Source organism: Sorangium sp. So ce296, from assembly GCF_051529605.1.
Lineage (GTDB): Bacteria > Myxococcota_A > Polyangia > Polyangiales > Polyangiaceae > Sorangium > Sorangium cellulosum_D.
Genome location: NZ_CP150325.1, coordinates 7,083,337 through 7,106,612, shown reverse-complemented (window position 1 = coordinate 7,106,612; position 23,276 = coordinate 7,083,337). Strand labels below are relative to the sequence as shown.

General features: G+C 72.2%; 16 protein-coding genes. 9 read left to right on the top strand and 7 right to left on the bottom strand.

All coding sequences use genetic code 11. The annotated features are described in order from the left end of the window. Positions 1-110: 110 nt before the first annotated feature. The 4 genes from WME98_RS26420 to WME98_RS26405 form a co-directional block, all read right to left on the bottom strand. On the bottom strand, positions 111-2,177 hold the full coding sequence (locus WME98_RS26420) for a YcaO-like family protein (protein WP_437953819.1): 2,067 nt from the start codon (positions 2,175-2,177) through the stop codon (positions 111-113). Next, positions 2,177-3,382, bottom strand: a complete 1,206-nt coding sequence (locus WME98_RS26415) for an aminotransferase class V-fold PLP-dependent enzyme (RefSeq protein ID WP_437953818.1) — start codon at positions 3,380-3,382, stop codon at positions 2,177-2,179. Before WME98_RS26415 ends, WME98_RS26420 begins: the two co-directional genes overlap by 1 nt. After that, positions 3,379-4,872: a phenylacetate--CoA ligase family protein gene (locus WME98_RS26410; RefSeq protein WP_437953817.1), complete on the bottom strand. Its 1,494-nt coding sequence runs from the start codon at positions 4,870-4,872 to the stop codon at positions 3,379-3,381. Before WME98_RS26410 ends, WME98_RS26415 begins: the two co-directional genes overlap by 4 nt. 596 nt (positions 4,873-5,468) lie before the next feature. After that, a complete protein-coding gene (locus tag WME98_RS26405) occupies positions 5,469-6,290 on the bottom strand; it encodes an IS630 family transposase (protein WP_437948501.1) in 822 nt (273 codons plus the stop codon). A gap of 981 nt (positions 6,291-7,271) precedes the next feature. On the opposite strand from WME98_RS26405, the gene WME98_RS26400 reads away from it, so the two are divergent. Then, a complete protein-coding gene (locus WME98_RS26400) occupies positions 7,272-7,409 on the top strand; it encodes a hypothetical protein (RefSeq protein ID WP_437953816.1) in 138 nt (45 codons plus the stop codon). 340 nt (positions 7,410-7,749) lie between these two features. On the opposite strand, the gene WME98_RS26395 is transcribed toward WME98_RS26400, so the two are convergent. The 3 genes from WME98_RS26395 to WME98_RS26385 are packed head-to-tail and all read right to left on the bottom strand — an operon-like array spanning position 7,750 to position 10,240. Then, positions 7,750-9,558, bottom strand: a complete 1,809-nt coding sequence (locus WME98_RS26395; protein WP_437953815.1) for an NAD(P)H-hydrate dehydratase — start codon at positions 9,556-9,558, stop codon at positions 7,750-7,752. Then, entirely contained in the window at positions 9,555-10,118 is a 564-nt protein-coding gene (acpS, locus tag WME98_RS26390; protein ID WP_437953814.1) for a holo-ACP synthase, read from the bottom strand. The genes WME98_RS26395 and acpS overlap by 4 nt, the downstream gene beginning before the upstream one ends. Continuing rightward, on the bottom strand, positions 10,115-10,240 hold the full coding sequence (locus WME98_RS26385) for a hypothetical protein (RefSeq protein WP_437953813.1): 126 nt from the start codon (positions 10,238-10,240) through the stop codon (positions 10,115-10,117). Before WME98_RS26385 ends, acpS begins: the two co-directional genes overlap by 4 nt. A gap of 193 nt (positions 10,241-10,433) precedes the next feature. Between WME98_RS26385 and WME98_RS26380 the strand changes: the two genes are divergently transcribed. From WME98_RS26380 to WME98_RS26345, 8 genes are all read left to right on the top strand, one after another. Further along, on the top strand, positions 10,434-12,125 hold the full coding sequence (locus WME98_RS26380) for an Eco57I restriction-modification methylase domain-containing protein (protein ID WP_437953812.1): 1,692 nt from the start codon (positions 10,434-10,436) through the stop codon (positions 12,123-12,125). 74 nt (positions 12,126-12,199) lie between these two features. Further along, the gene (locus tag WME98_RS26375) at positions 12,200-14,500 is read left to right on the top strand and encodes a DUF4139 domain-containing protein (protein ID WP_437953811.1); all 2,301 of its coding nucleotides are present in this window, start codon (positions 12,200-12,202) and stop codon (positions 14,498-14,500) included. Positions 14,501-14,519: 19 nt separating this feature from the next. Continuing rightward, positions 14,520-16,283 (top strand): DUF4139 domain-containing protein, encoded by a 1,764-nt coding sequence (locus WME98_RS26370; RefSeq protein WP_437953810.1) that lies wholly within the window; start codon positions 14,520-14,522, stop codon positions 16,281-16,283. A gap of 113 nt (positions 16,284-16,396) precedes the next feature. Next, on the top strand, positions 16,397-16,753 hold the full coding sequence (locus tag WME98_RS26365; RefSeq protein WP_437953809.1) for a cupin domain-containing protein: 357 nt from the start codon (positions 16,397-16,399) through the stop codon (positions 16,751-16,753). Between the two features lie 16 nt (positions 16,754-16,769). Beyond that, positions 16,770-17,765 carry a phosphatase PAP2 family protein gene (locus WME98_RS26360; protein ID WP_437953808.1) on the top strand — a complete coding sequence of 332 codons (996 nt, stop codon included), beginning with the start codon at positions 16,770-16,772 and terminating at the stop codon, positions 17,763-17,765. 2 nt (positions 17,766-17,767) lie between these two features. Then, entirely contained in the window at positions 17,768-18,661 is an 894-nt protein-coding gene (locus WME98_RS26355; RefSeq protein WP_437953807.1) for a hypothetical protein, read from the top strand. 38 nt (positions 18,662-18,699) lie between these two features. Further along, positions 18,700-19,398, top strand: coding sequence for a thioredoxin family protein (locus WME98_RS26350; RefSeq protein WP_061624571.1), 699 nt, complete (start codon positions 18,700-18,702; stop codon positions 19,396-19,398). A gap of 543 nt (positions 19,399-19,941) precedes the next feature. Next, complete coding sequence (locus WME98_RS26345) at positions 19,942-23,262, top strand: protein kinase domain-containing protein (protein WP_437953806.1); 3,321 nt, start codon at positions 19,942-19,944, stop codon at positions 23,260-23,262. Positions 23,263-23,276: the final 14 nt, after the last annotated feature.

Here is a 23,276-nt window from a genome sequence, read left to right as displayed (position 1 = left end):
GTCGGGAGAGGGAAACCAGTCCTCGTCATCACATCCGGCGACGGCCACAGCGGCGGGCGAAGACGACGAGGACGATTGACGCGCGAGCGGTGAGAGATCGGGAGATACGCTCAATACAGCGGGTGCGGGTCGGGGTTCGGCGTTTCACGCGTCGCGTCCGGCCAGCCGCGCTGCATCCGGGGGAGCGCAAAGGGTACATCCGCACGCGAGGGCGCGAGGCTCACGAGGCCCGGCACCACCACTTTCACAACCTCGAAGCCCGCCTCCTTCGCGGGCTTATCGGTCAAGCGCGTCACCAGCCAGGATAACGATTGCTCCTCGAAGAAGCGACGAAGCACCTCCATCTTCTCGGAAATGGCGCTGGGCGCGCGATGCCCCACCTCTTCGAAGCGGGCTTTGCCCTGCCCCAAGAAGGCGTGGGCGTCGCTGCGCCGAGGATTGAGGTAACGCACGATCAACCGCCAGAACGGGACCATGCGCGCCGTGCGTCGCACGGCCGCAGGATCCAGCGGATCTTTGGCAGGAGAGGGCTGCAACGCGAAGGAGATGAACTGACCGCACACAAGCCCCAGCGCGTGCTCGAGCGCGGCCATGGCGTCGAAGCCCACGCCCGCCACGAGCAGCGCCCCGCCTTCGGGCCAGTTCCCCCGTGCTCTCTTGGCCGTCACCCGCACGAGCAGCGCCGTGACCGGTGCATCCAGGGTCATGTCGAAGATCTCGATCCCTATCCCTCGGCTACGGAGATATCGCGCCCGCTCTCGCGCAATATTGCTTGGCTCCTTGGGCCACTCGAGGCGCCTCAGCGCCCGACGCCGATACCAACTGATCATGTATGCGTCGCGACCGAGCAGCTCCAGCGTCGCGTGCACCACCGCCTGCGCCATCGTCGTGTGCGAGGCCGCCCCCGAATAAAATGGCTCGATGCGGCGTGCCTTTGCGTATAGCTCCTTGGGCAGGCCCACCACGACCTCTTCATAAGGCACGAGGCGCGGCGCGCGCGTGACCAGATCCACGGCGAAGCAATATGCGCGCTCGCGCTCTTCGTCGCGGAACCTAGGGTCGAAGGCCGATGACGCGATCATGCGCGGATCGCTACCGGGACGCGCATGAAGGTGCGGCCGCACGCTCTTGGTGGCAAGCCGCTCGGCGCCCTCGCTCAGGGCGATGAGCTGGGCCATGGCAGCGGCGGGGTGGGTGGAGTGCATGCCACCCCAGGTCGACATCGAATAGGCCTTCTCGTGCAGCCATCGCGTCAGGCGAACGCTGCCCCAGACGAAGGAGCTATTAAATGGATAAAGCCCTCGCCGACCTGGATCAACCTCAAGGACCAGTGGGCCCAGAAAAGGATCGATGAGCGCCTGGCGGCTTCCTGGAATGGGGGTGAGAGGCTGGGGATCATCGAGGGCTTTCAGCAGATCACGCGCGAAGGTTCGCTCGCTCGGCGGGCGCCGCAGGGCACAGGAATCGCAGTCTGGGTGGACGAGAAAGACGGCGCGGCCGCTGCCTTCACCCGGCTGGACGACGATGGCCTCGCCCGAGCCGAGGGGCTCTTTTTGCAGCTCCAGCAACATGTCCGCGCCGAGCGCCCGAAGCGCTTGACGGTTAGGGATCCGGCCCTTGCCCTGAAGGAGCAGAGTCTGCTCTTCCCCCTCTTTTCCCAGGTAGGCCAGTCGTCGGAGCATGAGGCAGCGCGGGCACGGGCGCGTTCGGGCGAGGCTCGCCACGAGGTCACCGCCGCAAAGGAGCAAGGCCACCTCGTCTTTACGGGCGCTCACCGCAGGCTCGACAGGCCACGTCGCGCCGACGAGCAGCGGCGGGAGGCACCATCCCCCTTCGGCGAGCAGCGGCGCGAGCGCGTCGAGCAAGGAACCTGTGCCACGGACACGAGGAGCGCGCGCTTCGTGGTGATACGGGCGCACCACCTCGTGCTCCTGAAGCAAGGCCCAGAAGCTCTGAGCCTGCCCCTCGTCGACGGGCCGCAGAAGATCGAGTACCGCTCGCTCGCTCGTGGGCGTCTTCAACAGCACAAGCGTCGCCGCGCACAGGTCGGCGCCCGGGCCGTCGATGCTCAGTTCGAGTCCGCTGGTCACGCGCTGCATGACCAGGCGACCCTTGCCGACGCTCACCCGAAAGCCGGCAGACAACACGAATCTCTGCTCGCTCGAAGGATTCGACATCAGACCACCATGCGCGAGGCGAGGTCACGCAGCACCTCACCGAAGCGTTGGACCTCCTCGACGGTATTGTACACGTACGCTGAGGCGCGGAGAGCGCCGTGCTCTAGGCCGAGGCGATCGAAGAGCGGGTGCGCGCAATGAAAGCCGGACCTAACCATGATCTGGTGTCCATCGCTGAGCAGGCGCGCGAGCGCATCGGGGCCGACGAGCGCAGAGCGTGGCGCAATCGCCGCGATGGCGAGGCGCGGCTCGCGCCGCGCCATCAAGACCTCGACGCCGGGGATCTCGCAGAGAGACTGGCTGAGCGCGGCGGCGAGGCGACGCTCGTGCTCGACGATATCGTCGAAGCCGAGCTCATCAAGGTATGAAACCGCCGCCGCGAAGCCCAGCGCGGCGCTGATGGGCGGCGTTCCCGCCTCGAAGCGGTAGGGGATCTTCTTGAGCGTATAGCCGGTGGCCGTGACTCGCTCGACCACGCCGCCGCCGACGCACAGAGGTTCGAGCGCCTCGAGCACCTCACGACGGCCGACGAGCGCGCCAACGCCGGTCGGACCAAGCATCTTGTGCGCGCTCAGGGCCAAGAAATCGCAGCCCATCTCCTCGACGTCGATCGGCAGGTGCGGCGCGGACTGCGCTGCGTCCACCACCGTGATGACGCCATGGGCCCGGGCCATTTCACAGAGCGCGCGAGCTGGCTGGATGACGCCGGTGATGTTGGAGGCATGGCCGATGGCGAGAACCTTGGGCCGATGACGAGCGATGGCCGCCATGGCCGCGTCGAGCGAAACGGGCTCGCAGGGATCACCGGGCACAAGCTCGACGCGGGCACGCCGCATCCAGGGGACGAGGTTCGCGTGGTGCTCGCCACCGGCGTTGAGGACGACATCATCGCTCGAAAGGCAGAGCCCAACGGCGACGAGGTTGATGGCCTCGGTGGTGTTCTTGACGAAGACCAGGCACTCGGGGTCGGCGTTGAAGAAGCGCGCAATGCGCTTGCGCGCGCTTTCGTAGGCGACCGAAGCCTCTTCGGAGAGGGCATGCTTTCCCCGGTGCACGTTGGCCGTCATCTGCGTGGCATAAGCCTCTTCTGCCGCGAGCACCGCGCGGGGCTTCAGCGCGGTCGCGGCCGAGTCCAGGTAGACCAGGGGACGGCCGTCGAGAGTGCGTTCGAGCAAGGGGAAGTCGGCCCGGAGTGCGGGATTCATACGAACTCGACGGGCGGGTGGACGCGCGATTGGGTGAAGCGGTATTTGAGCGACGGTTCGGGGTCGAGGCGTTTAACGATTTTGGCGCGAGCAATGGCAAAACCGAGGCGGCTGCGGAGGCGCTCTTCGATATCGCCCATGCGCAGCTCGGCGCCGAGCGCGGGGATGGCCTCGATGCGGAGCTCCGAGGCGCCGGTCTGGACGCATTTGTAGAAGTCGAGCCCGGGGGCATCACCGATGGCATCATCCACCTGGCGCGTGGTGATCCAGCGGTCTTCGAGGCGCAAGAGATCTTTGGCGCGCCCGTGCAGCTCGAAGCATGGCCAATCCGCGGCGGCGCAGTCGCACGCTTCGCCGGTCCATCGCCCCAGGTCGCCGACCAGGTACCGAATCAGCGGAAGGACGCGTCCTTCGAGCGTGCTTATCGCAAGCGCGCCGAGGCGGCCGTCGGTGGAGCGGCCCTGCGCGTCCACGGTCTCGATGAGCGCCTGATCGCCGCGGACGTGGAGGCGCCCGCGCGAGCACTCGATACCCGCGCGGCAGCCGGCGAGCTCGGTCGCGGCATAGTAGCTGAAGACGGGCGCCGAGAAGAGGTCGGCAAGCGCGCGGCGCTGCAAGACGGAGAGGTACTGATAGGTCGAGACCAGCAGCTTCACCTTGGGCAGGGCGATGTCGAGCTCGCGACAGCGCCGCCCGAGCCAGTGGGCATAAACCGGGTTGATCCAGAGAAAATCGGGCTTGAAGCGATGGAGCTCTTCCGCGATGTTATTGATTCGGTCTCTGCCAATGGCGAACAGGTCGTCGGAAGAGTTGAGGAAGAGCGTGTACCCGCCGCGCAGCCGATCTTCGTACGAAGACTTGCCGAGGTGGCACTCGGCATCGACGCAGGTGGGCGAGGTGAAGACGGCTGTCTTGGGCGTCTCGTCGCCGAGCGCGAGGCCCCAGAGCTCTTCGTATTGCGGGGGCAGGCTATCGAGCGTGGTGTCCGAGACCACCTGAAGGCGCTCGTCGGTGGTGCCGCTGGTCGCAACCCAAACCAGGCTCTTGTCTTCGAGGCCTCGGGCGACGTCGATGCCCTCGGCGACCAGGCCCCGCGGAAAGCCGGCGCGGATATCCGACTTGCGGAGCATGGGCAGCCTCGTGATCTCGGGTACATCGGAGAGGCCTGGGGCGTACTGCGCGGCCCGCTCGCGATAATGGGGCACGTGCTCGACGGCAAAGGCGACGAGCGCTCGTAAGCGCTCTTGTTGCGCGACCGCGAGCGCCTGCTCTCGATGGACGCGCTGCCGCTCGCGCACCTCGGACGGCGAGAGCCCCTCCTCGAGGAAGGCGAGCGCGCGGAGCGTGTCCCAGAGTTCTGCGTTCCCGGGATCGAAGGGAGGCGGATGGCGGCCGTCGAGGTTGATGATGAGCCCGGTGGCGCGGTCGGCAATCTCGGTGATGTCGTCGTGGACGATGATCTCGATATCCTGGCGCAGATGGATCGACATGGCTCTTTCTTCACCGCCGAAGCTCCGAGCGGCGCCCCCAAAACGGCGGAGGGACGCGGCGCCTATCGCTCGACGAACGCCGCGCCCCTCCTTCGATACTGGTTGAATCAGGTGATGCCGACGAGCGCAACGTTCTTCGTCTTCTTCACCTTCGGCGTCACACACACTCTGATCTTCATGGCAATCTCCTGGTCACAGACCCGGTGGTCGGTATCCGGGCAAGAGCCGAATCTTTGGTAATGATCGAATCAGGTGATACCGACGAGCGCAACGTTCTTCGTCTTCTTCACCTTCGGCGTCACACACACTTTGATCCTCATGGCAGCCTCCTGGTCACAGCCCGACGGATATACCTGATGTCATCAGGGACTCAGGGCCGGACGGCGCAAGCGTATCCGGCCACGGAGAGAAGTAAATCTCGAACCCTGCTGTGGGGCATCGCTCGCCATGCATGTACATAAATGTAGCCCATTTACACACATGAACGCCTTCCGTCCCGCCGCATAGCGCGCCCGGAACGCGTCGCTCTCCGCCACAGCGTCGCCCTCCTCGATCATCCGCTCATAGTGGACTGTTCGATAAGTTTTTTAACATAATCACGCGGCATGCCGCTCAACCCAGCGGTGCATTTTCTGCCGCGTCCAGGACCACCTGAACGGGTGAGCGTAGAGCTGGTCGTACTCTCGCCAGCTCGCGTCCAGGTGCTCGACGAGCTGCTGGCGGCTGTTCCAGCTGCCGCGCTTCAGGTAGCGCTCGCTGAACGCGCGGAGCAGCAACTCAGCCTGGTTGAGCCACGAGGCGTGCGCTGGCGTCACGAGCACGCGGACGTGCGGGTAGAGGGTACGCAGCAGGGTGGTGGTCTCCTGTGCGACGTGGGACGGGGCTCCGTCCCAGATCAGGTGCACGCGTCGCGCATCGCAGCACTCGTGGAGTAACTCGGGCAGGATCGCGCGCAGGTGCTCGCTATCGTTCCGGTTGGGGCACCATCCGCGCATCTTGCCCGTGTGCACATCGAGGACCGCGGCGAAGTTCACCGTCCCGTGCCGGATGTACTCGAACTCCTGGTGCTCGGCCTGGCCGGGCCTCACGGGGCGCGTCGGTCGCCGGCGTTCGAGCACCTGGATGTTCGGCTTCTCGTCGAAGCAAAGTACAAGCTCGCCGCGCGCGGCTAGATCCGAGGCTCTTTCGTAGCACCACAGGATGCGCGTCACCCTCCTCTCGAAGTCGGCATCGATCGTGGGCGTCTTCCAGTACCGCGAACGGTGGGGTTGCAGATCGGCGGTACGCAGGATCAGCGAGACGGTCGAGTGCGCGATCTTCGGCACCAGCCCACGCTCAGCCGCCACCTTCGCCAGGCTGCGCGTCGACCAGTGCGTCATGTGCAGCCCGAGCCCTGCGGGCTCACAACAGGCGAGCATCTCGAGGCCGACGCGTTGCAGAGGGGGAAAAAGCCCGGGGCCGACCCTCGCGAGGGGCGTCCTCGACCGCCCGAACCCCCACCTTTTCGTACCGACGGCAGAGGTGCCAGATGCTCTCGCGCCTCTGCTCCACGTGCGTCGCCAGTTCCTCCACGACCGTCGCCGGGTCTGCCATGGCCAAGAGCACCCGAGCTCGGCGAGCCACGCGTTGCTCGGTCCGTCCATCGCGCACCAGCCGCTCCAGGTACGCCCGATCCTCCTGCGACAGCTCGATCTTCCTGGGTGGTCGTCCTCGCATGCCGAAGCTTACGCCACCCCGGGGAATATGTTAAAAAACTTATCGAACAGTCCAATAGAGCCGCGCCGCCGGCAAGAACGCAACATCATCTACATGAAGAGCGCGGTGCGCGGAGAGTTCTACTTCCTGTACCTGGTGGTGGACGTCTTCAGCCGCAAGATTGTCGGCTTTTGGTCGAGACCGAGGAGTCGATGCTGGCTGCCGCTCGCCTCGTCGAGCATACCTTTGGCCTCGAGAACGTGGGCTCTGGCTGCCTGGTGGATGAAGGGCTCGACCATGCTCGCCCCTCCGGCGCCTGTGCGTCGTGCCTTCCTTCAGCCGCCCTCGCGTCAGCGACAACAAACCCTACTTGGAGGCCACGAGGCCAAAGCACTCATGACGACCTGACCGAGTTACCGGACAACTATCTCGACATCCACCGGACGCGGGCCCGATGGCGACGGTGGAGACGTTCGCAGAGGCGGCGCAGTCCGGCGAGATCGTCGTGCTCGCCGTGAAGGGGACAGCGGCGTAGCAGGCGGTGGATCTCGCGGGCCCCGGGGCGCTCGCGGGGAAGACGGTGATCGACGCGACGACCCCCAATCGCGGACGAGCCGCCCGTCGACGGGGAGCTCAAGTTCTTTACGGGGCCGAACGAGTCGTAGCTCGAGAGGCTCGCGCAGCGCGCGCCCGACGCGCACTTCGTGAAGGCGTTCTCGTGCGTCGGCAGCGTATGGATGGTCGATCCGGACTTCGATGGCGTCCGCCCGACGATGTTCATCTGCGGCGACGACGCCGGCACGAAGATGGCGGTGGAGACCATCCTCGACGCGTTCGGGTAGGAGACCGAGGACATGGAGAGCGCGGAAGCGGCGCGCGCGATCGAGCCCCTCTGCATGCTCTGGTGCGTCCCCGGCCTGCTGAACAACCGGTGGACGCACGCGTTCAAGCGGCTGAAGAAGTAACGAAGGTCGCATAGACCACGAAGGCGCCAAGAGAGGGGAGCAGCTGCTGAGGCGCCGAGGACGCGAAGAGAAGAGAACCAACCGGACGAGAGGGGCTTATCCGCCGGGGCGAAGGCGACGCCGTAAAAGAGCTCTTCTGGGCTCTCTCAGCGTCCCTTTCGCCCTGGCAGTCTTCGCCTCTCCGCGTCGCCGTACGCGATGCGGAGAGACACCTCGCCTAGACCTGGCCGGACAGCGGATCGACTCCTGCAGCGAGCGCGGCGATCAGGCCCGGGACGAGCTCCGCGATCTCGCTCGCAAGCAGCCCCCGATCGCTGCCCGTCTGCGCGCGCCACACGTCCCCGGCGAGCGCGTGGATCAGCACCCCCGCGCTCGCGGCGGCGGAAGGCTCCATCGAGCACAGGAGCGCCGCGATCAGCCCGGTCAGGACGTCGCCCGATCCGGCGGTGGCGAGCGCCGGGTTGCCCGCCATGCAGATGAGCATGCGGCCGTCCGGGAGCGCGATGACCGTGCGCGCCCCCTTCAGCAGGACGATCGCCCCGGTGCGGGCCACCGCCTCGCGCACGGCGCCGAAGCGGTCCTCCTCGACGGCGCGCGCGCTGCGGCCGAGCAGCCGGCCGAGCTCGCCGGAGTGCGGCGTCAGGATGAGGCGCCCGCGCGCGGTCGCGAGCGCCTCGGGGCGGCCAGCGAAGTGCGTCAGGGCGTCCGCGTCGACCACCTTCAGGCCGTCCCAGCCGAGCACGACGTGATCCACCGCGGCCCGCGCCCGCTCGTCGAGGCCGAGGCCAGGGCCGATCGCGACCGCCCGCCGCCCGGCGAGCGCGCCGTCGAGCGACGCGGCGATGCGGTCCGGATCGATCGAGGTCGTCATCAGCTCCACGACGCGCGACTCCATCGCGGGCGCGGCGTCGGCCCAGGTGCAGATCGTCACGAGGCCCGCGCCCGTGCGCATCGCCGCGCGCGCCGTCAGCAGCGCGGCGCCGAGCTTGCCGGACGACCCGGCGATCACGAGCACGTTGCCCGCCTGGTGCTTGTAGACGCTCGCCTCGCGCGGGCGGAACGACGCGCCGACCGTCTCCTTGCGGATGACCTCCGCGACGTGGCCCACCTCGGCGAGGATCGGCCGGTCCGGGACGCCGAGATCGACCACATGGACGTTGCCGGCGAGCCGCGCGCCCTCGGGCGTGAGCAGGCCGATCTTGAGGTGGCCGAACGTGACGGTCTCGTCGGCCTGCACCGCGGCGCCGAGCGGCGCGCCGCTGTCGGCGTCGAGGCCCGAGGGCACGTCGAGCGCGATGCAGAGGCAGGTCGCCGTGTTGAGGACGCCGATGACGTCGGCGAGGTGGCCCTCGATCGGGCGGTCGAGCCCCGTGCCGAAGAGGGCGTCGACCACGAGATCGGCCTCCGCGAGCGCGGCCTCGAGCGGGGCGAGCGGCGCGCCCGGCGGGAGCTCGGTCAGCGCGCCGCCGAGATCGACGTACGCGTCGTGGTTGATGCGGCTGTCGCCGGTGACCTTCTCGGACGAGGCCGCCAGGAAGACCTGGACCTCCGCGCCGCGGGCGAGGAGGTGGCGCGCCACGACGAAGCCGTCGCCGCCGTTGTTGCCGGCGCCGCAGACGACGACGACGCGGGCGTGGAGCGGGTACGTCGCGGGCTGGCCGGGGCTCGGGACGTGCCGCACCGGGAAGGCGCGCACCCGCGCGGCGCGGGCGTCGTCGGCGTCGCGGCGGCCGTTCGGCGGCGGCGGGACGCTCCCGGAGCGAGGGCCGCCCCCGGAGGCCAGCGTCGCGGGCCAGAGCGCCTTGGCGGGCGCGCCCAGGTGCGGCGGCGGCGCAGGGCGCGCGGCGTGGCCGGGGAGCGCGGCGTGGCCGGACGGCGCGGCGCTGCGCGCCTCGATGATCGCCGAGATCACGTCGGCGGCGCCGCGGCCCGCGTTCTCCATGAGGACCACGCCGGGGACGTGGCAATGGTGGATCGCGTGCTTGTCGAAGGCGCGCATCTGCGCGCGCGAGAGGACCGGAATCACGAGCGCTCTTTCCCTTCGTCGTCCAGGTGGGGTCGGCCTACGCCGCCCGCGTCATTCGTCGTCGAGGATCGGCCTTCGCCGCCCTCGTCATCCGTCGTCGGGGATCGGCCTTCGCCGTCCTCATCATTCGTCGTCGGGGATCGGCCTTCGCCGCCCGCGTCATTCGTCGTCGGGGATCGGCCTTCGCCGTCCCCTTCCAGGATCACCACCGCCGCCGCCACCCCGGCGTCGTGCGTGATCGACAGGTGCACCCGCGTGACGCCCAGGCGATCCGCGAGCGCGCGCGCCGGTCCGTGGAGCGCCATCGTCGGCGGCGTGCGCGGCGCGCCGCGGACCTCCAGGTGGTGCCAGCCGACCCCCGGCGCCCCGGCCAGCGCCTTCACCACCGCCTCCTTCGCGGCGAAGCGGCCCGCGAGCGCCGTCGCCCGGTCGACACGGTGCGCGAGCGAGCGCCGCTCGGGCTCGGACAGCACGCGCTCCCAGAACCGATCCCCCCACCGCGCGAGCGCCTCCTCCATGCGTCCGATGCCGCAGACGTCGATGCCGATGCCGAGGATCACGCGGCCACCTCGACCGGCCGGCGGCCCGGCACGGGCGCGGCGGCCGGCGGCGGCGGGGCGCCCTCGCAGGCGGCGCTCGCCGCGGCGCGATCGCCGGAACAGAGACACAGGGGGAAGGCCATCGGGGCGACTCTACCCTATTCAATGGCGACGCCCCGTGAAACGCGATCCGCGTCTCCCCCGATCGCGGAGAAACGCCCTCGCGGCGGCGCGCGGCAGGCGGCCGCGGCCTCCGACGCCGGCGCAGAGCGGCGAGCGCGGCGGCGGGCATCGCCGGAGGGCGCCGATCGCGGCTAGCATCTCCACGCGGCGCCCATGCAGACAGCCCTCGATCTGACGGTCATGCTCCCGCCGAGCGCCTACGACTACGGCGAGCGCTCGTCGGGCGAGACCCACGGCGTGGTGCTGACCAAACCCCACGTCGTCAATCTCATCCTCGATCTCGCGGGCTACACGGCGGACCGGGATCTCGCGTCGCTGTCGCTGCTCGAGCCGGCCTGCGGCCACGGCGCGTTCCTCGTCCCGGCCGCCGAGCGCCTGATCCAGTCGGCGCGGCGCCACGACCGCGACCTCCTGCAAATCGCGTCCGCGATCCGGTCGTACGACGTCGCGCGCGATCACGTCGACCGCTCGCGCCTCGCCGTCGCCGGCGCGCTCGCCCGGCTCGGGCTGCCCCACGGCGACGCAGAGCGCCTCGCGGAGGCCTGGATCGCCCACGGCGACTTCCTGCTCACAAGCCAGGGCCGCCGCTTCGACGCGGTGGTCGGAAACCCACCCTACGTCCGGATCGAGCAGCTCTCGCCCGAGCTCCAGGAGGAGTATCGCCAGCGGTACAGGTCGCTCTACGACCGCGCCGATCTCTACGTCGCGTTCATCGAGCGCGGCCTCGATCTCCTCGCGCCCGGCGGGGTCCTCTCGTTCATCTGCGCCGACCGGTGGACCCTCAACCGGTACGGCGCCCCGCTCCGCCGCATGCTCTCGACGTGGTTCCGGGTGCAGTGCTACGTCGACCTGCACCGCGCCTCCCCGTTCGAGTCGGACGTCGTCGCCTATCCTTCGATCTTCGCCGTGTCGCCCGGCAAGACAGGGAGCGTCCCGGTCGCGACGCTGCACACCGCCTCTCCGGAGGAGTGCGAGGCCGCGTCCGCGGCCCTGCGGGGCGCGCCGGAGCGCGGCGCCGGCGTCGCCGTGGCGGAGTACCCCTCCTGGTTCGAGGGGGACGACCCGTGGGTGCTCAGCTCCCCGGAGCACCTCGAGGCCCTGCGCGCCCTCGAGGCGCGGTTCGCGCCGATCGAGGAGGTGGGCGGGACCCGCGTCGGCATCGGCGTCGCCACCGGAAGCGACCGGATCTACATCGTCGGCGACGAGGTCGATATCGAGCCCGATCGCCTCGTGCCGCTCGTCATGCGAGACCAGCTCGACGGCGGCCGCGTCCGGGACGCCGGGCGGTTCGTCATCAACACGTTCGGCGACGACGGCAAGGTGGTCAATCTGGAAGAATATCCGAAGCTCGCCGGATACCTGCGCGCCCACGAGGCCGAGATCAGGAGACGCTACATCGCCCAGAGGAGCGCCGCGAGCTGGTTTCGCACCATCGATCGCGTGGTCCCCGAGCTCGCCTCCGCCCCGAAGCTCCTCATCCCCGACATCGCAGGATCCAACGAGGTGGTCTACGAGGGGGGCAGGTTCCTCCCGCACCACAACCTCTACTTCGTCACGTCGGAGGCCTGGGACATGGAGGCGCTCGGCGGGCTGCTCAGCTCCAGGGTCGCCCTCTTCTTCGTGTGGTCGTACGCGGTCAAGATGCGCGGCGGCTACCTGCGCTTCCAGGCCCAGTACCTGCGGCGGATCCGCCTGCCTCCGCCGGCGAGCGTCCCCGAGGAGCTGATCGGCGATCTCCGCGGCTCGTTCCGGGAGCGCGATTTCCACCGCCTCGACGCGCTCGCGCTCCGCGCGTACGGCATCGACGCGCTCCCGGGGTTCAGCTTCCTCGACAGGAGGAGATAGCCCGCTATCGGGCGCCGGGCGCGGCGTGATACCGTCGCGCCTCCACACAACGTTCGCGGGCGAGGGACGAACGGATGACGGCGGAGAAGATCGCGTGCGCTAGCCGTATCGAGTCGGTCGTCGTGTACGCGCGCGGGGCGATCGTCACCCGCCGCGTCGAGCTCGCGGCGCCCCTGCCCCGCGGGGCGCTCGAGATCTCGGTGCCGGGGGTCACGCCCCTCGCCGAGCCGGGGAGCTTCCGCGCGCTCGTGGCGGCCGCGGGCGGCCCGCCGGAGGCGGCGGCGGCGCCGCGCGAGGTCGTCGGCGTGCGCGCGCGGCTCGTCGTGCCCCCGGCGCCCGTCTCGCGGGGCGCGCTCTCGGCGCAGCTCCGCGCGCTCGAGCTCGCGATCGAGCGCCTGTCGGCCGAGCACGACCACCTCCGCCGCTGGCGCGACCAGCTCGGGGCCGTCGCGCTCCACCCGGAGCTCGCGCGACGCTTCCGGCCGGGCGACCCCGCGGCCCGGATCCGCGACGCCCTCGCGGTGAGCGGCCTGCTCTCGGGCGAGCTCGCCGCGCTCGACGCCCGCCTGGCCGCGCTCGAGGACGAGCTCGAGCGCGCCCGCAAGGAGCTCCTCTCCGCGCAGCTCGACGCCGCCCAGGCGACCAGCGGCGAGATCGAGGAGCGCGCGCCGGCGCGCCTCGACGTGGTCGTGCGGCTCGCGCCGGCGCGCGACGGGTCGGGCGGCGCGCCGGCGCTCCGGCTCGAGTACGCGGTCGGCGCCGCGCGGTGGTGGCCCGCCTACGCGGCGCGGTTCTCGCGCGGCGCGACCGAGGTCGCGCTGCAGCTCGACGCCCTCGTCGCACAGGCGTCCGGCGAGGACTGGAAGGGCGTGCGCGTCGCGCTCGCCACCGCCGATCTCGTGCAGGACACGCGGCTGCCGGAGCTCGCCTCGCTCCGGCTGGGCCGCGCGCAGCGCCCCCCGCGCCGCGGCTACCGCCCCGCGCCGGAGGGCCTCGACGCCATGTTCGAGGGGTTCGACCGCTTCGTCGCCGCCCTCCCCCCGCCGGCCGCGAGGACCACGGCCGCCCCGGCGGAGCTCCCGCCCCCCGCGCCCGACGACGACGACGAGCCCACGCTGAGCCGGGCCGCGCCGGGCCAGACCAGCGACGATCTGCGGGAGGCGATGGCCCGGATGGCGCCTCCGGCCGGCGGGGCCGCGCTGCCGCCGCCTCCTCGCGCCGGAGCCGCCCCGCCGCCGATGCGGCGGGAGCGCGCCGCGGCCCCGAAGCCGCCCCCGCCCCCGGCGCCGGCCGCCGCGCCGATGCCGCTCGCCGCGCCGATGCCGGCCGCCGCGGCGCGCAAGTCGCGCGGGCTGTCGCTCCCCTCGTTCGGCGGCGGCTACGGCGGCCCGCCCCCGCCGCAGGCGCTCCAGGCGAGCGCGCCCGAGGCGCCCATGGCCGCCTTCGCCCACGACGCGAGCGTCGAGCGCTGGGCCGGCGCGGCCGACGAGCTGCTCGACCCTGGCGGCGAGCTCGAGGGCGCCGGCGCGGCCCCGGCGCCGGTCGAGCCCGCGCAGGTCGAAGGGTGGCTCGACTTCGACGCGCTGCACCTCCCCGGGACGGGCCCGCAGCGCGGCCGGCTCGCGCGCGACGAGCCCGGGCCCTCGAGGCGCGCCGCGCGGCGGGCGCAGATGGCCATCGACGACCTCGGACCGCCGCCCCGGGCCGTGGACCCGCGCGACTCGCGCGGGCAGTTCGACCACCTCTACGCGGGCGAGAGCGCCGCCGACGTGCCGTCGAACGGCAGGCTCCACCGCGTCGCGCTGAGCGCCGCGCGCGCCCCGGCGACGCCGCGGTTCGTCGCCGTGCCGCGCGAGGCCGCCGAGGTCTACCGCGAGGCGCGCGTCGAGAACCCGTTCGACGCCCCGCTGCTCGCCGGGCCGGTCGAGATCTTCGTCGACGGCGCCCTCGCCGCGCAGTCCTCGCTCGGGCACGTCGATCGGGGCGGCCTCCTCCGCGCCGGCCTCGGCGTCGAGGAGCGGATCCGGGTCGCGAGGAACGCCCGCGTCGAGGAGTCGAGCGCCGGCCTGCTCGGCGGCTCGCTCTCCGTCGAGCACGCGATCACCATCGACCTCTCCTCGTCGCTCGGCGTGGGCGTCGAGGTCGAGGTCCTCGACCGCATCCCGGTGACCGACGACAAGGACGTCGAGATCAAGCTGGTCTCGTCGCACCCGAGGGCCGAGCCGTACACCCAGGAGGACCTCGGCGAGCCCGTGCGCGGCGGGCTGCGCTGGCGCGTGCCGATCGCGCCCGGCGGCAAGGCCTCGGTCGCCTTCACCTACCGCGTGGCGCTCTCCTCCAAGAACGAGATCGTCGGCGGCAACCGTCGGGAATAACAGGAGAAATAGGCGCGCCATGGCGACGGCAACGAGTGCGATCGGTTCGGACCGGGCGGAGGGGAGCGCCGGCGGAGGGGACGCTGGCGGCGGGGCCGAGGGCGGCGCGATCGCCGGCGCAGCGGGCGCCGCCGACGGGGCGCCTCACCCGAGCGCCGCGCGCGTGGTGACGCTGTTCGAGGATCGCGCCGAGGTCGTGCGCGCCGCGCGCGTCGAGGTCGGGGCCGGGGCGCAGTGGATCGCGATCGGCGGGGTGTCGGTGTTCGTCGACGAGCGCACCGTGCAGGCGCGCGTCGCGGGCGCGGGCGCCGAGGGCGCGGTCCGGGTGACGGCGGCGCGCGTGCGGTGGAGGGCGCACCGGGAGGCGGCGCTCGGGCGCGAGGCGATCGACGCGCTGGAGCGCGAGCAGCGAGAGGCGTCCCGCCGGGCCGGCGCCGCCGAGCGGGCGCGGGACCGGGCGTCGCGCCGCGAGGCGCACCTCGACCAGCTGCTGGCGAAGTGGTCGCAGGCGATGGGCGAGGTCCCGAAGGACGCCGGCGAGCCCGCGCGGCTCGCCTCGTGGCGCGCCGGCGTCGAGGCCCTGCACGCGGCGCTGGCCGAGGCCCTCGGCGCGTCGGCCGACGCGCGCGCGGCGCGGGCGCACGCCGAGGACGACGCCCGGCGCGCCGCGGCGCGGCTGCGCGAGGGGTCGATCGAGCAGCCGCGCTACGAGGCGGTGGTCGAGGTCGAGGTGCACGCGCCCGCGCCGCAGCCGGTCGAGATCGAGCTGACGTACCGCGTCGCGTGCGCGATCTGGCGCCCCGAGCACCTGGCGCGGCTCTCGGTCGCTCCCGCGGGCGCCGCTGCAGCCGGCGCGACCGCGGGCGGCGCGGGCGGCGCCGGGGCGCAGGGCGCCGGCGGCTCGGTCGAGCTCACCACCTGGGCCGCGGCGTGGCAGGCGACGGGCGAGGCCTGGGAGAATGTCACCGCGCGCTTCTCGACCGCGCGGCCGTCGCGGAGCGCCGAGGCGCCGCTGCTCGCGGACGACGTCCTCCGCGCGCGGCGCAGGGCGGAGGTCGACCGCCGCCGCGTCGTCGTCGAGGCGCGCGACCAGGCCATCGCCACGGCCGGGCTCGGCCGCGGGGCGCGGGCGGTCGACGAGATGCCGGGCGTGGACGACGGGGGCGAGCCGCTGATCTTCGAGGCGGCGGAGCCGGTGACCCTGCCCTCCGACGGCCGCCCGACGCGCATCGAGATCGCGCGGCGCGCGCTGCCGGCCGAGCTCGCGCTCGTGCTGTACCCCGAGGCCCACCCCGCGGCGCACCTGCGCGCGACCGTGACGCTGGACGGCGGCGGCGCCGGCGGGCGGCCGCGCCCGCTGCTCGCGGGCCCGGTCAAGGTCGCGCGCGGCGGCAGCCTCATCGGCCGCGCCCGGCTCGACTTCGTCGGCGCCGGGGAGCCGTTCGAGCTCGGCTTCGGCGTGGACGACGCGGTGCGCGTGCGGCGCACCGTGGACGAGGAGCAGGACACCTCGGCGATCACCGGCAGCCGCAAGATCCGCCGGCGCGTGAAGCTCTCGCTCTCCAACCTCTCCAGCGACGTGAAGCGGGTGCTGGTCACCGAGCGGATCCCGGTCAGCGAGGTGGCCGACGTCGAGATCGCGCTCGGCGAGGCCCCCGGCTGGACGCTCGACGAGGAGGACGGCTTCCTCCGCGGCCGCGTCGAGCTGCCGCCGAAGGGGCTGAAGACGATGTCGTTCAGCTACGAGCTCCGCGCCGCCGCGAGCGTGGTGTTGCCGTTCTGAAATGCCATCGTCACCGTCGCGCTCCTCGCGAGGAGCGCCGTTGACAGGACGCCGCACGCTTCTGTAACTGATGGATTCTCCAGCAGCTTCACTCGCCGAGGAGGAGGATCGCCATGAGGCAGCAGATCGACGGGGCCGTGGTGCTGACCGCGGCCGACGAAGACGCCACCGAGTATTTGCCCAACAGAGGCGTCTTCTTCGCGCAGCTGCTGGGGAAGGGGCTCGGGCAGGCCTTCGGCTTCTACAAGGGCACGATGGACCCCGGCTGCGAGATCTCGCGCGAGCTCCACACCGAGACGAGCGAGACCATCTACATTCTGTCCGGCAAGGCGCTCGGCATCGTCGGCGACCGCGAGGTGCCGCTCGGCCCCGGCCAGATGATGCACGTCGACAAGAACGTGCACCACGGGCTGCGCAACGCGGGCGCCGGGCCGCTGGAGTTCCTCGTCATCGGCCACCCCGACTTCTGATCGCGCGGTCCGCCCCTTGAGGTGCACCGCTGCCCTACGGTCCGCCGCCGGCGCGCTCGCCGCGGCGGCGGCGCTCGGCGCGGCGGCGGCGCAGGCCGAGCCGGCCCCGGCGACGCCCGGCGCGGCGCGGGCCGAGCCGGCCCCGGCGGCGCCCGGCGCCGCGGCGGCCGCATGGACGACCGCGGCGCCGCCGGAGCGCGCGCGGCGCGAGGTCGCGTGGGACCCGCGCTGGCCGCGCTTCCGCGTGAGCGAGTACGTGGCCACGGGCCTCCTGGCCGCGACCGCCTTCGGGACGCTGGCCATCCCGCCCTCGGAGGGCCGGTGGACGACCGTGAACGGCTTCGACGGCTCGGCGCGAGAGGCGCTCCGCATCCGGAGCGATCGCCAGCGCGAGACGGCGCGGGACGCGAGCGATCTCCTGCTCACGCTGATGACCAACCACCTCGCGGTGGACGCCCTGCTGGTGACCTGGTGGGGGCACGGGCGCGGCAGCGTCGCGTGGGAGATCGCGATGATCGACATCGAGGCGCTCGCGTTCAACGCGGCGCTGAACGGCGTCGTCGCGGGGCTCACGAGCCGCGAGCGCCCCTACCGCGCCGGGTGCACCGGGCCGGAGGAGCAGCAGGACCACGACTGCCGGGGGAGCAAGCGCTACCGGAGCTTCTTCAGCGGCCACAGCTCGACCGCGTTCACGGCGGCGGGCCTCGTGTGCTCGCACCACGCGCACCTGCCCCTGTACGGAGGCGGCGCGCCCGACGCGCTCGCGTGCGCCGCGTCGCTCGGCACCGCGACCGCCGTGGCGACGCTGCGGGTCGTCTCGGACCAGCATTTCGCGACCGACGCGCTCACCGGCGCGGCCGTCGGCGCCCTCACGGGCCTCGGGCTCCCGTGGCTCCTGCACTACCGCGGCGGCGCCCCGGCCTCGACGTCGGCGCGCGCGCCGCGCGGGGACGGCGTCTCGATCCGCTTCGTGCCCGCGCCGCTCGGCGGGTACCTCGTGGGCAGGTTCTAGCGATGGCGCTGCGCCGCACGCTCGCCGCCGCCGCCGCGCTCGCCGCGCTCGCCCTCGCGCCCGCCGGGGCCCGCGCCCAGGACCCGGCCGACCTGCCGCCGCCCGCCGCCGATGCGCCGCCGGTGTCCTCGGGGGTCGACCTGCTCCAGAAGCGCTCGTACTGGGCGCGGAGCGCGGGCGCGCGCCCGTTCGTCTCCGCGGTGCTGGAGCTCGGCGTCATCTATTACCGGCCGAGCCTCGCGCTCGGTTACGGCAAGCCGCACTGGTCCTGGCTCGGGATCGAGGGCTACGCGAGCGTGTCGCCGAGCGGCGGCGCGGAGTACGTCGGCCTCCGCGCGGCGCTGCCCAGCGTGGAGATCCGCGGCGGCGCGCGATACGCCTTCTCGGCGAGCCAGTATTTCCTCGAGCCCCGGGCGTCGTACACGCGCAGGGAGACCGAGCTCATGCAGGGTCCCCTGTCGCGCTACGTCGCGGGGGAGATCGAGGTGTCGGGCTCGATACCCCTGCTCGGAGGCAGCCTGTTCGGCGTGGCCACGGGCTACGCGGTGCTCGGCGCGCCCGAGGGGTTCTACCTCTACGAAGAGGCGCTCCACACGGTGATGAAGCCGCCGTACCTCTACCGCGCGCGGCTCGGGTTCATGGGGGAGATGGACAAGTTCGGCGAGCTCCGGTTCGGCGCCGCCGCCGAGGTGATCGGCAACCCCGGCCGCGGCAGCGTCGTCGTGCGCGTCGGCCCGATGCTGGCCATCGCGCTGACACACCACCTGGACGCGGTGGGGACGGCGATGGTGGTGGCGGCGACGCCCGATCGGCTCGGCCTGCTGGGCGCGGATCTCGGGCAGCTCGGCTTGCGGTACCGGTGGGCGACGGGAGATCGCTGGCCGGAGTTCCCCTGACGCATGCGCTCATCGCGGGGCGTGGTAAGCGTCTCGGCATGCACAAGCTCATTCCCCTGACCTTCCTCGCCGCGGCGCTCGCGGCGTGCACTCAGCCCGGCGAGCCCAGCGCGCCGGCGGCGAACGGCGCCGCGGCGGCGCAGCCCGCCAAGGCCGCCGAGGCGAAGCCCGCGGAGGCGAAGGCGGCCCAGGCGCCGGCGACCCAGGCGAAGATCGGCCAGCCCGCGCCCGATTTCACGCTGCCGGACCTCGACGGGAAGCCCGTCAAGCTGGCCGACTACAAGGGCAAGACGGTCGTGCTCGAGTGGTTCAACCCCGGTTGCCCGTTCGTGCAGCTCTCCCACAGGAAGGGCGGCCTGAAGGGCGTGCCGGCGCAGCACATCCAGAAGGGCGTCGTGTGGCTCGCCATCAACTCGGGCGCTCCGGGCAAGCAGGGCACCACCCGGGAGGAGAACGTGAAAGCAAAGCAGGAGTTCGGGATGAGCTACCCGCTCCTCATCGACGAGAAGGGCGATGTCGGGCGCGCGTACGGCGCCCAGCGCACACCGCATATGTACGTCATCGACCCGCAGGGCACGCTCGTCTACGCGGGCGCCATCGACAGCACCAAGGGAGGTGAGCCCGAGCCGGACGAGCAGGTCACCAACTACGTCGACGCGGCGCTCGCCGAGCTCACCGCCGGAAAGCCGGTCTCCACGAAAGAGACCGAGGCGTTCGGCTGCACCGTCAAGTATTGAGCGCCCCGGAAGCGGGCCCATCCGCAGCATCGCATCTGGACCCACCCCGGCGTCACGTCGTGCGCCTCACCAAAATCGCCACGGACGTTGTCGCTCGCGTCAATCTCCTGCGTCCGCCCTGAGCAGCGCGCCCCCCGCACCTGCGCGCCCGCCGCGCGGACATCGCCCCGCGGCCAGCATCGCACCTCCGCGCCGTCCTGAACGACAGCACGATACCGGGGCTCGGGCCGCCCGGGTGTTGACATGGACATAAACCACAGCTTACCGTTGCACGACAGTTCTGTAACGACATCGCTCGTAGCTCACGCCCAGGCGAGACGCTCACCGGCTGGCGACCAGGCGTTCGGGAGATGACGAGTCGAGGCCATCGCGCTGGGAGCTGCCGAGGCAGGTGCGGATGCGAAGGTTCATGTCGGTGCGCTCGCGGGCGATGAGCTATGAATCGTGCAGCGGCTCGCGCGCGGTCGTCGCGCCCCTCCTCGGGCGGGATCGGCGCCCAGAGCCCGGGGGGCTCCGCCTTCGATGTTGAAGAGGGTCCGGTTCATGAGCCGAGCGGGGAGAGCGAGCCCGGAGAGCGCGAAGGTCGCGCGTCCGGCGGACCCGGAGCCCACGTCGAGGCCCGTCCCGCTCGCGCCCGAGAGCGGGCCGTCGCGCTCCGCGGCGCCGGGAGGCTCGGGCGCCACGCAGGACACCGTGTTCGCGTGCGTCGATCCGCCGTCGTCGCGCGTGCCGAGCCGGTTTCCCATCCGCGACTGGGACCGCTACGAGTGCGTGTCGCTCATCGGCAGGGGCGGCATGGGCACGGTCTACAAGGCCAAGGACCCGCGGCTCCAGCGGTACGTGGCGCTCAAGCTCATCCGGGGCAACGACCCGGATCTCGCCCAGCGCTTCATCTGGGAAGCGCAGGCCCAGGCCCGGGTCGAGCACCCGAACGTCTGCAAGGTGTACGAGGTCGGCGAGGCGCAGGGTCAGCCGTTCATCGCCATGCAGTACATCGACGGCCTGCCGCTCCACCGCGTGGCGCAGCAGACGTCGCTCGAGCAGCGGGTGAAGATCGTGGCCGACGTGGCGGACGGACTCCACGCCGCCCACCGGCTCGGGCTGATCCACCGCGACATCAAGCCGGCGAACATCCTCGTCGAGCGGACGGCCGACGGCGCCTTCCGCCCCTACCTCCTCGATTTCGGGCTCGCGCGGGACATCGCCGCGGACGGCCGGGCGACGACCAGCGGCGAGGGGACGCCGGCGTACATGGCGCCCGAGCAGGTGTCCGGCGGCCAGCGCCAGCTCGACCGCCGCACCGACGTCTACTCCCTCGGCGCCACGCTCTACGAGATCCTCGCCGGGCGCCCGCCGTTCGTCGACCCGTCGGTGACGAGCCTCGTCGCCCGGGTGGCGAACGAGCTGCCCGTGCCGGTGCGCCAGATCGACAGGCGCATCCCGCTCGATCTCGAGACCATCGTGATGAAGTGCCTCGAGAAGGAGCCCCAGCGGCGGTACGACTCCGCGAAGATGCTCGCGCTCGATCTCGGGCGCTACCTCGCGGGCGAGCCGATCGACGCGCGGCCCGCGAGCCTCGCGTACCGCGCGCTGAAGCGGGCGCAGAAGCACAAGCTCGCGGTCGCGGCGGCCGCGGCGGCCCTCCTCGTGCTCGCCCTCTCGGGCGCCGTCGCCCTGCGCGCGAAGCTCGCCGCCGCGCGCCAGGCCGAGCGCTCGGCGCACATGGCGTCGCTGGCCCAGGGCTTCGGGCAGGACGTGAAGGAGATGGAGCTCTTCATGCGCTACGCGTACGCGCTCCCCCTCCACGAGGTGTCGCGCGAAAAGGAGGTCATCCGCGCGCGCATGGGCGAGATCGACCGGAAGATGCAGGCCCTGCGCGACGCCGGGGGCGATCTCGTCGAGGGCCCGGGCCACTACGCGCTCGGGCGCGGGCACCTCGCGCTGCACGAGCCCGAGGAGGCGCTCTCGCACCTCGAGGCCGCGCTCGCGAGCGGGTACGCCGCGCGGGAGGCGAAGCTCGCGGCGGGCCTCGTGCACGGGATGCTCTACAGAAAAGGGCTCGACCGGGCGCGGCGCCTCGCCGACAAGGGGGAGCGGTCCGCGCATCAGCTCGAGCTCGAGGAGCGGCACCGGCTCCCGGCGCTCAAGCACCTCCGGGACAGCGCGCGCTCGGCCGCCGAGCCGTCCTCGTACACCGCGGCGCTCATCGAGCTCTACGAGGGGCGCTTCGACGAGGCGCTCGCCGACGCGCGGCGCGCGTTCGCGCGATCGCCCTGGGAGTACGAGGCGAAGATGCTCGAGGGCGACATCCTGCTCGCGAAGGGGGCGGCGGCGCGCGACCTCGGGGAGCCCGAGGCGGCGCTCGCCGAGTTCCGGGACGCCGTCGCCTCGTACGAGGTCGCGGCGGAGATGGCCGAGAGCGATCCCGACGTCCACGAGGCGGCCGCGCGCGCTTTGAGCGAGATCATGCTGATCGAGGCGCAGCGCGGCGGCGGCGCCGACGAGCTCTTCGCGCAGATCATCGCCCGCTGCGACAAGGCCCTCCGCGCGAACCCGCGCGCGAGCGGCGCCCACGCGAAGAAGGCCTGGGCCCTCGTGCACCGGGCCAGGCGCGACCTCGCGCGCGGCGCGGATCCGCGGCCGGACCTCGTGCAGGCGATCGCCGAGAGCGAGCAGGCGGTCCGGGGCGACCCATCGGACGCGACCGCGCACGGCGCGATGGGGGCGAGCATCTTCCTGCTCGCGTCGCACGAGAGCTCCCTCGGGCTCGACGTGCGGCCCTCGCTCGGGCGCGCGGTCGAGAGCATGGAGCGGTCGCTCGCGCTCGACCCGAGCTCCTTCTGGGCGTGGAACGACGCCGGCATCGCCTACGGCATGATGGCCGAGGACAGCGCGTCCCGCGGCGCCGACCCCCTCCCCCTCTTCGAGCTCAGCGCGTCGCACACCGCGCGGGCGATCGAGATCGCGCCGAACGACGCGCCGCTGCACCTCAACCAGGGCTGGTTCTACGCGCAGCGGGCGCAGTACGAGCTCGATCACGGCACGCCGCCCGAGGAGTCGCTCGAGCTCGCCAAGGACAACCTCGAGGCGGCGCTCCGGCTGCGCCCGGACAGCCACCCGGCCCACGGCGCCCTGGCCCTCGCCTACCTGATCCAGGGCCGGTACGAGCGGCTCGCCGGCGAGAGCCCCGAGGTCTCGCTCGCGCGGTCGCTCGACGGGTACGGCGCGGCGATGCGCCTCCGCCCGGGAAATCTCGAGGCGCAGCAGGGGGCCGGCCTCGCGCGCCTCGAGGCGGCGCGGTGGGCGCTCGACCGCGGCGAGGATCCGGCGGCCGCGCTCCGCGCGGCGCGGGGCGCGGTCGAGCGCGTCCTCTCCGCGAGGCCCGCGAGCGCGGGGGCGCTCCTCGCGCTCGGCCAGGTCGACCTGCTCGCGGCGCGGTGGTTCGCGTCCCGGGGCCGGAGCCCGGCGCCGCCGCTCGACGCCGCGGAGCGCGCGCTGCTCCGGGCCCTCGGGTCGAGCGACCGGAACGCGCGGATCTTCGGCGCCCTGGCCGAGGTCCACCGGCTGCGCGCGACCTCGGCCGCGCCGAGCCTCGTCGACGCGCGCGCGGAGGTCGAGGCCGGGCTCGCGATGATCGATCGCGCGCTGGCCATCGACCCGGCCCTCCCCGCGGCGAGCGCCGAGCAGGGCGCGCTGCTCCTGCTGAAGGCGAAGGCGGAGCCCGAGCCGGCGCCGCGCCGGGAGCTCTCGCTGCGCGCCGGGTCCGTGATCGAGCGGGCGCTCCGCGACAACCCCCTCCTCGGCCGCGAGTACGCGCCCCTCCTCGACGAAGCGCGGAAGGTCGCGGAGGCGGTGAAACGCTAGCTCTACCCATCAAG

Coding starts and splice junctions, on each gene's coding strand:
- WME98_RS26405 (WP_437948501.1), bottom strand. CDS start 6,290: ATGCTCGCCTGTTGTGAGCCCGCAGGGCTCGGGCTGCACATGACGCAC.
- WME98_RS26420 (WP_437953819.1), bottom strand. CDS start 2,177: ATGTCGAATCCTTCGAGCGAGCAGAGATTCGTGTTGTCTGCCGGCTTT.
- WME98_RS26370 (WP_437953810.1), top strand. CDS start 14,520: ATGGCGACGGCAACGAGTGCGATCGGTTCGGACCGGGCGGAGGGGAGC.
- WME98_RS26385 (WP_437953813.1), bottom strand. CDS start 10,240: ATGGCCTTCCCCCTGTGTCTCTGTTCCGGCGATCGCGCCGCGGCGAGC.
- WME98_RS26345 (WP_437953806.1), top strand. CDS start 19,942: ATGAGCCGAGCGGGGAGAGCGAGCCCGGAGAGCGCGAAGGTCGCGCGT.
- WME98_RS26365 (WP_437953809.1), top strand. CDS start 16,397: ATGAGGCAGCAGATCGACGGGGCCGTGGTGCTGACCGCGGCCGACGAA.
- WME98_RS26410 (WP_437953817.1), bottom strand. CDS start 4,872: ATGTCGATCCATCTGCGCCAGGATATCGAGATCATCGTCCACGACGAC.
- WME98_RS26380 (WP_437953812.1), top strand. CDS start 10,434: ATGCAGACAGCCCTCGATCTGACGGTCATGCTCCCGCCGAGCGCCTAC.
- WME98_RS26415 (WP_437953818.1), bottom strand. CDS start 3,382: ATGAATCCCGCACTCCGGGCCGACTTCCCCTTGCTCGAACGCACTCTC.
- WME98_RS26375 (WP_437953811.1), top strand. CDS start 12,200: ATGACGGCGGAGAAGATCGCGTGCGCTAGCCGTATCGAGTCGGTCGTC.
- WME98_RS26350 (WP_061624571.1), top strand. CDS start 18,700: ATGCACAAGCTCATTCCCCTGACCTTCCTCGCCGCGGCGCTCGCGGCG.
- WME98_RS26355 (WP_437953807.1), top strand. CDS start 17,768: ATGGCGCTGCGCCGCACGCTCGCCGCCGCCGCCGCGCTCGCCGCGCTC.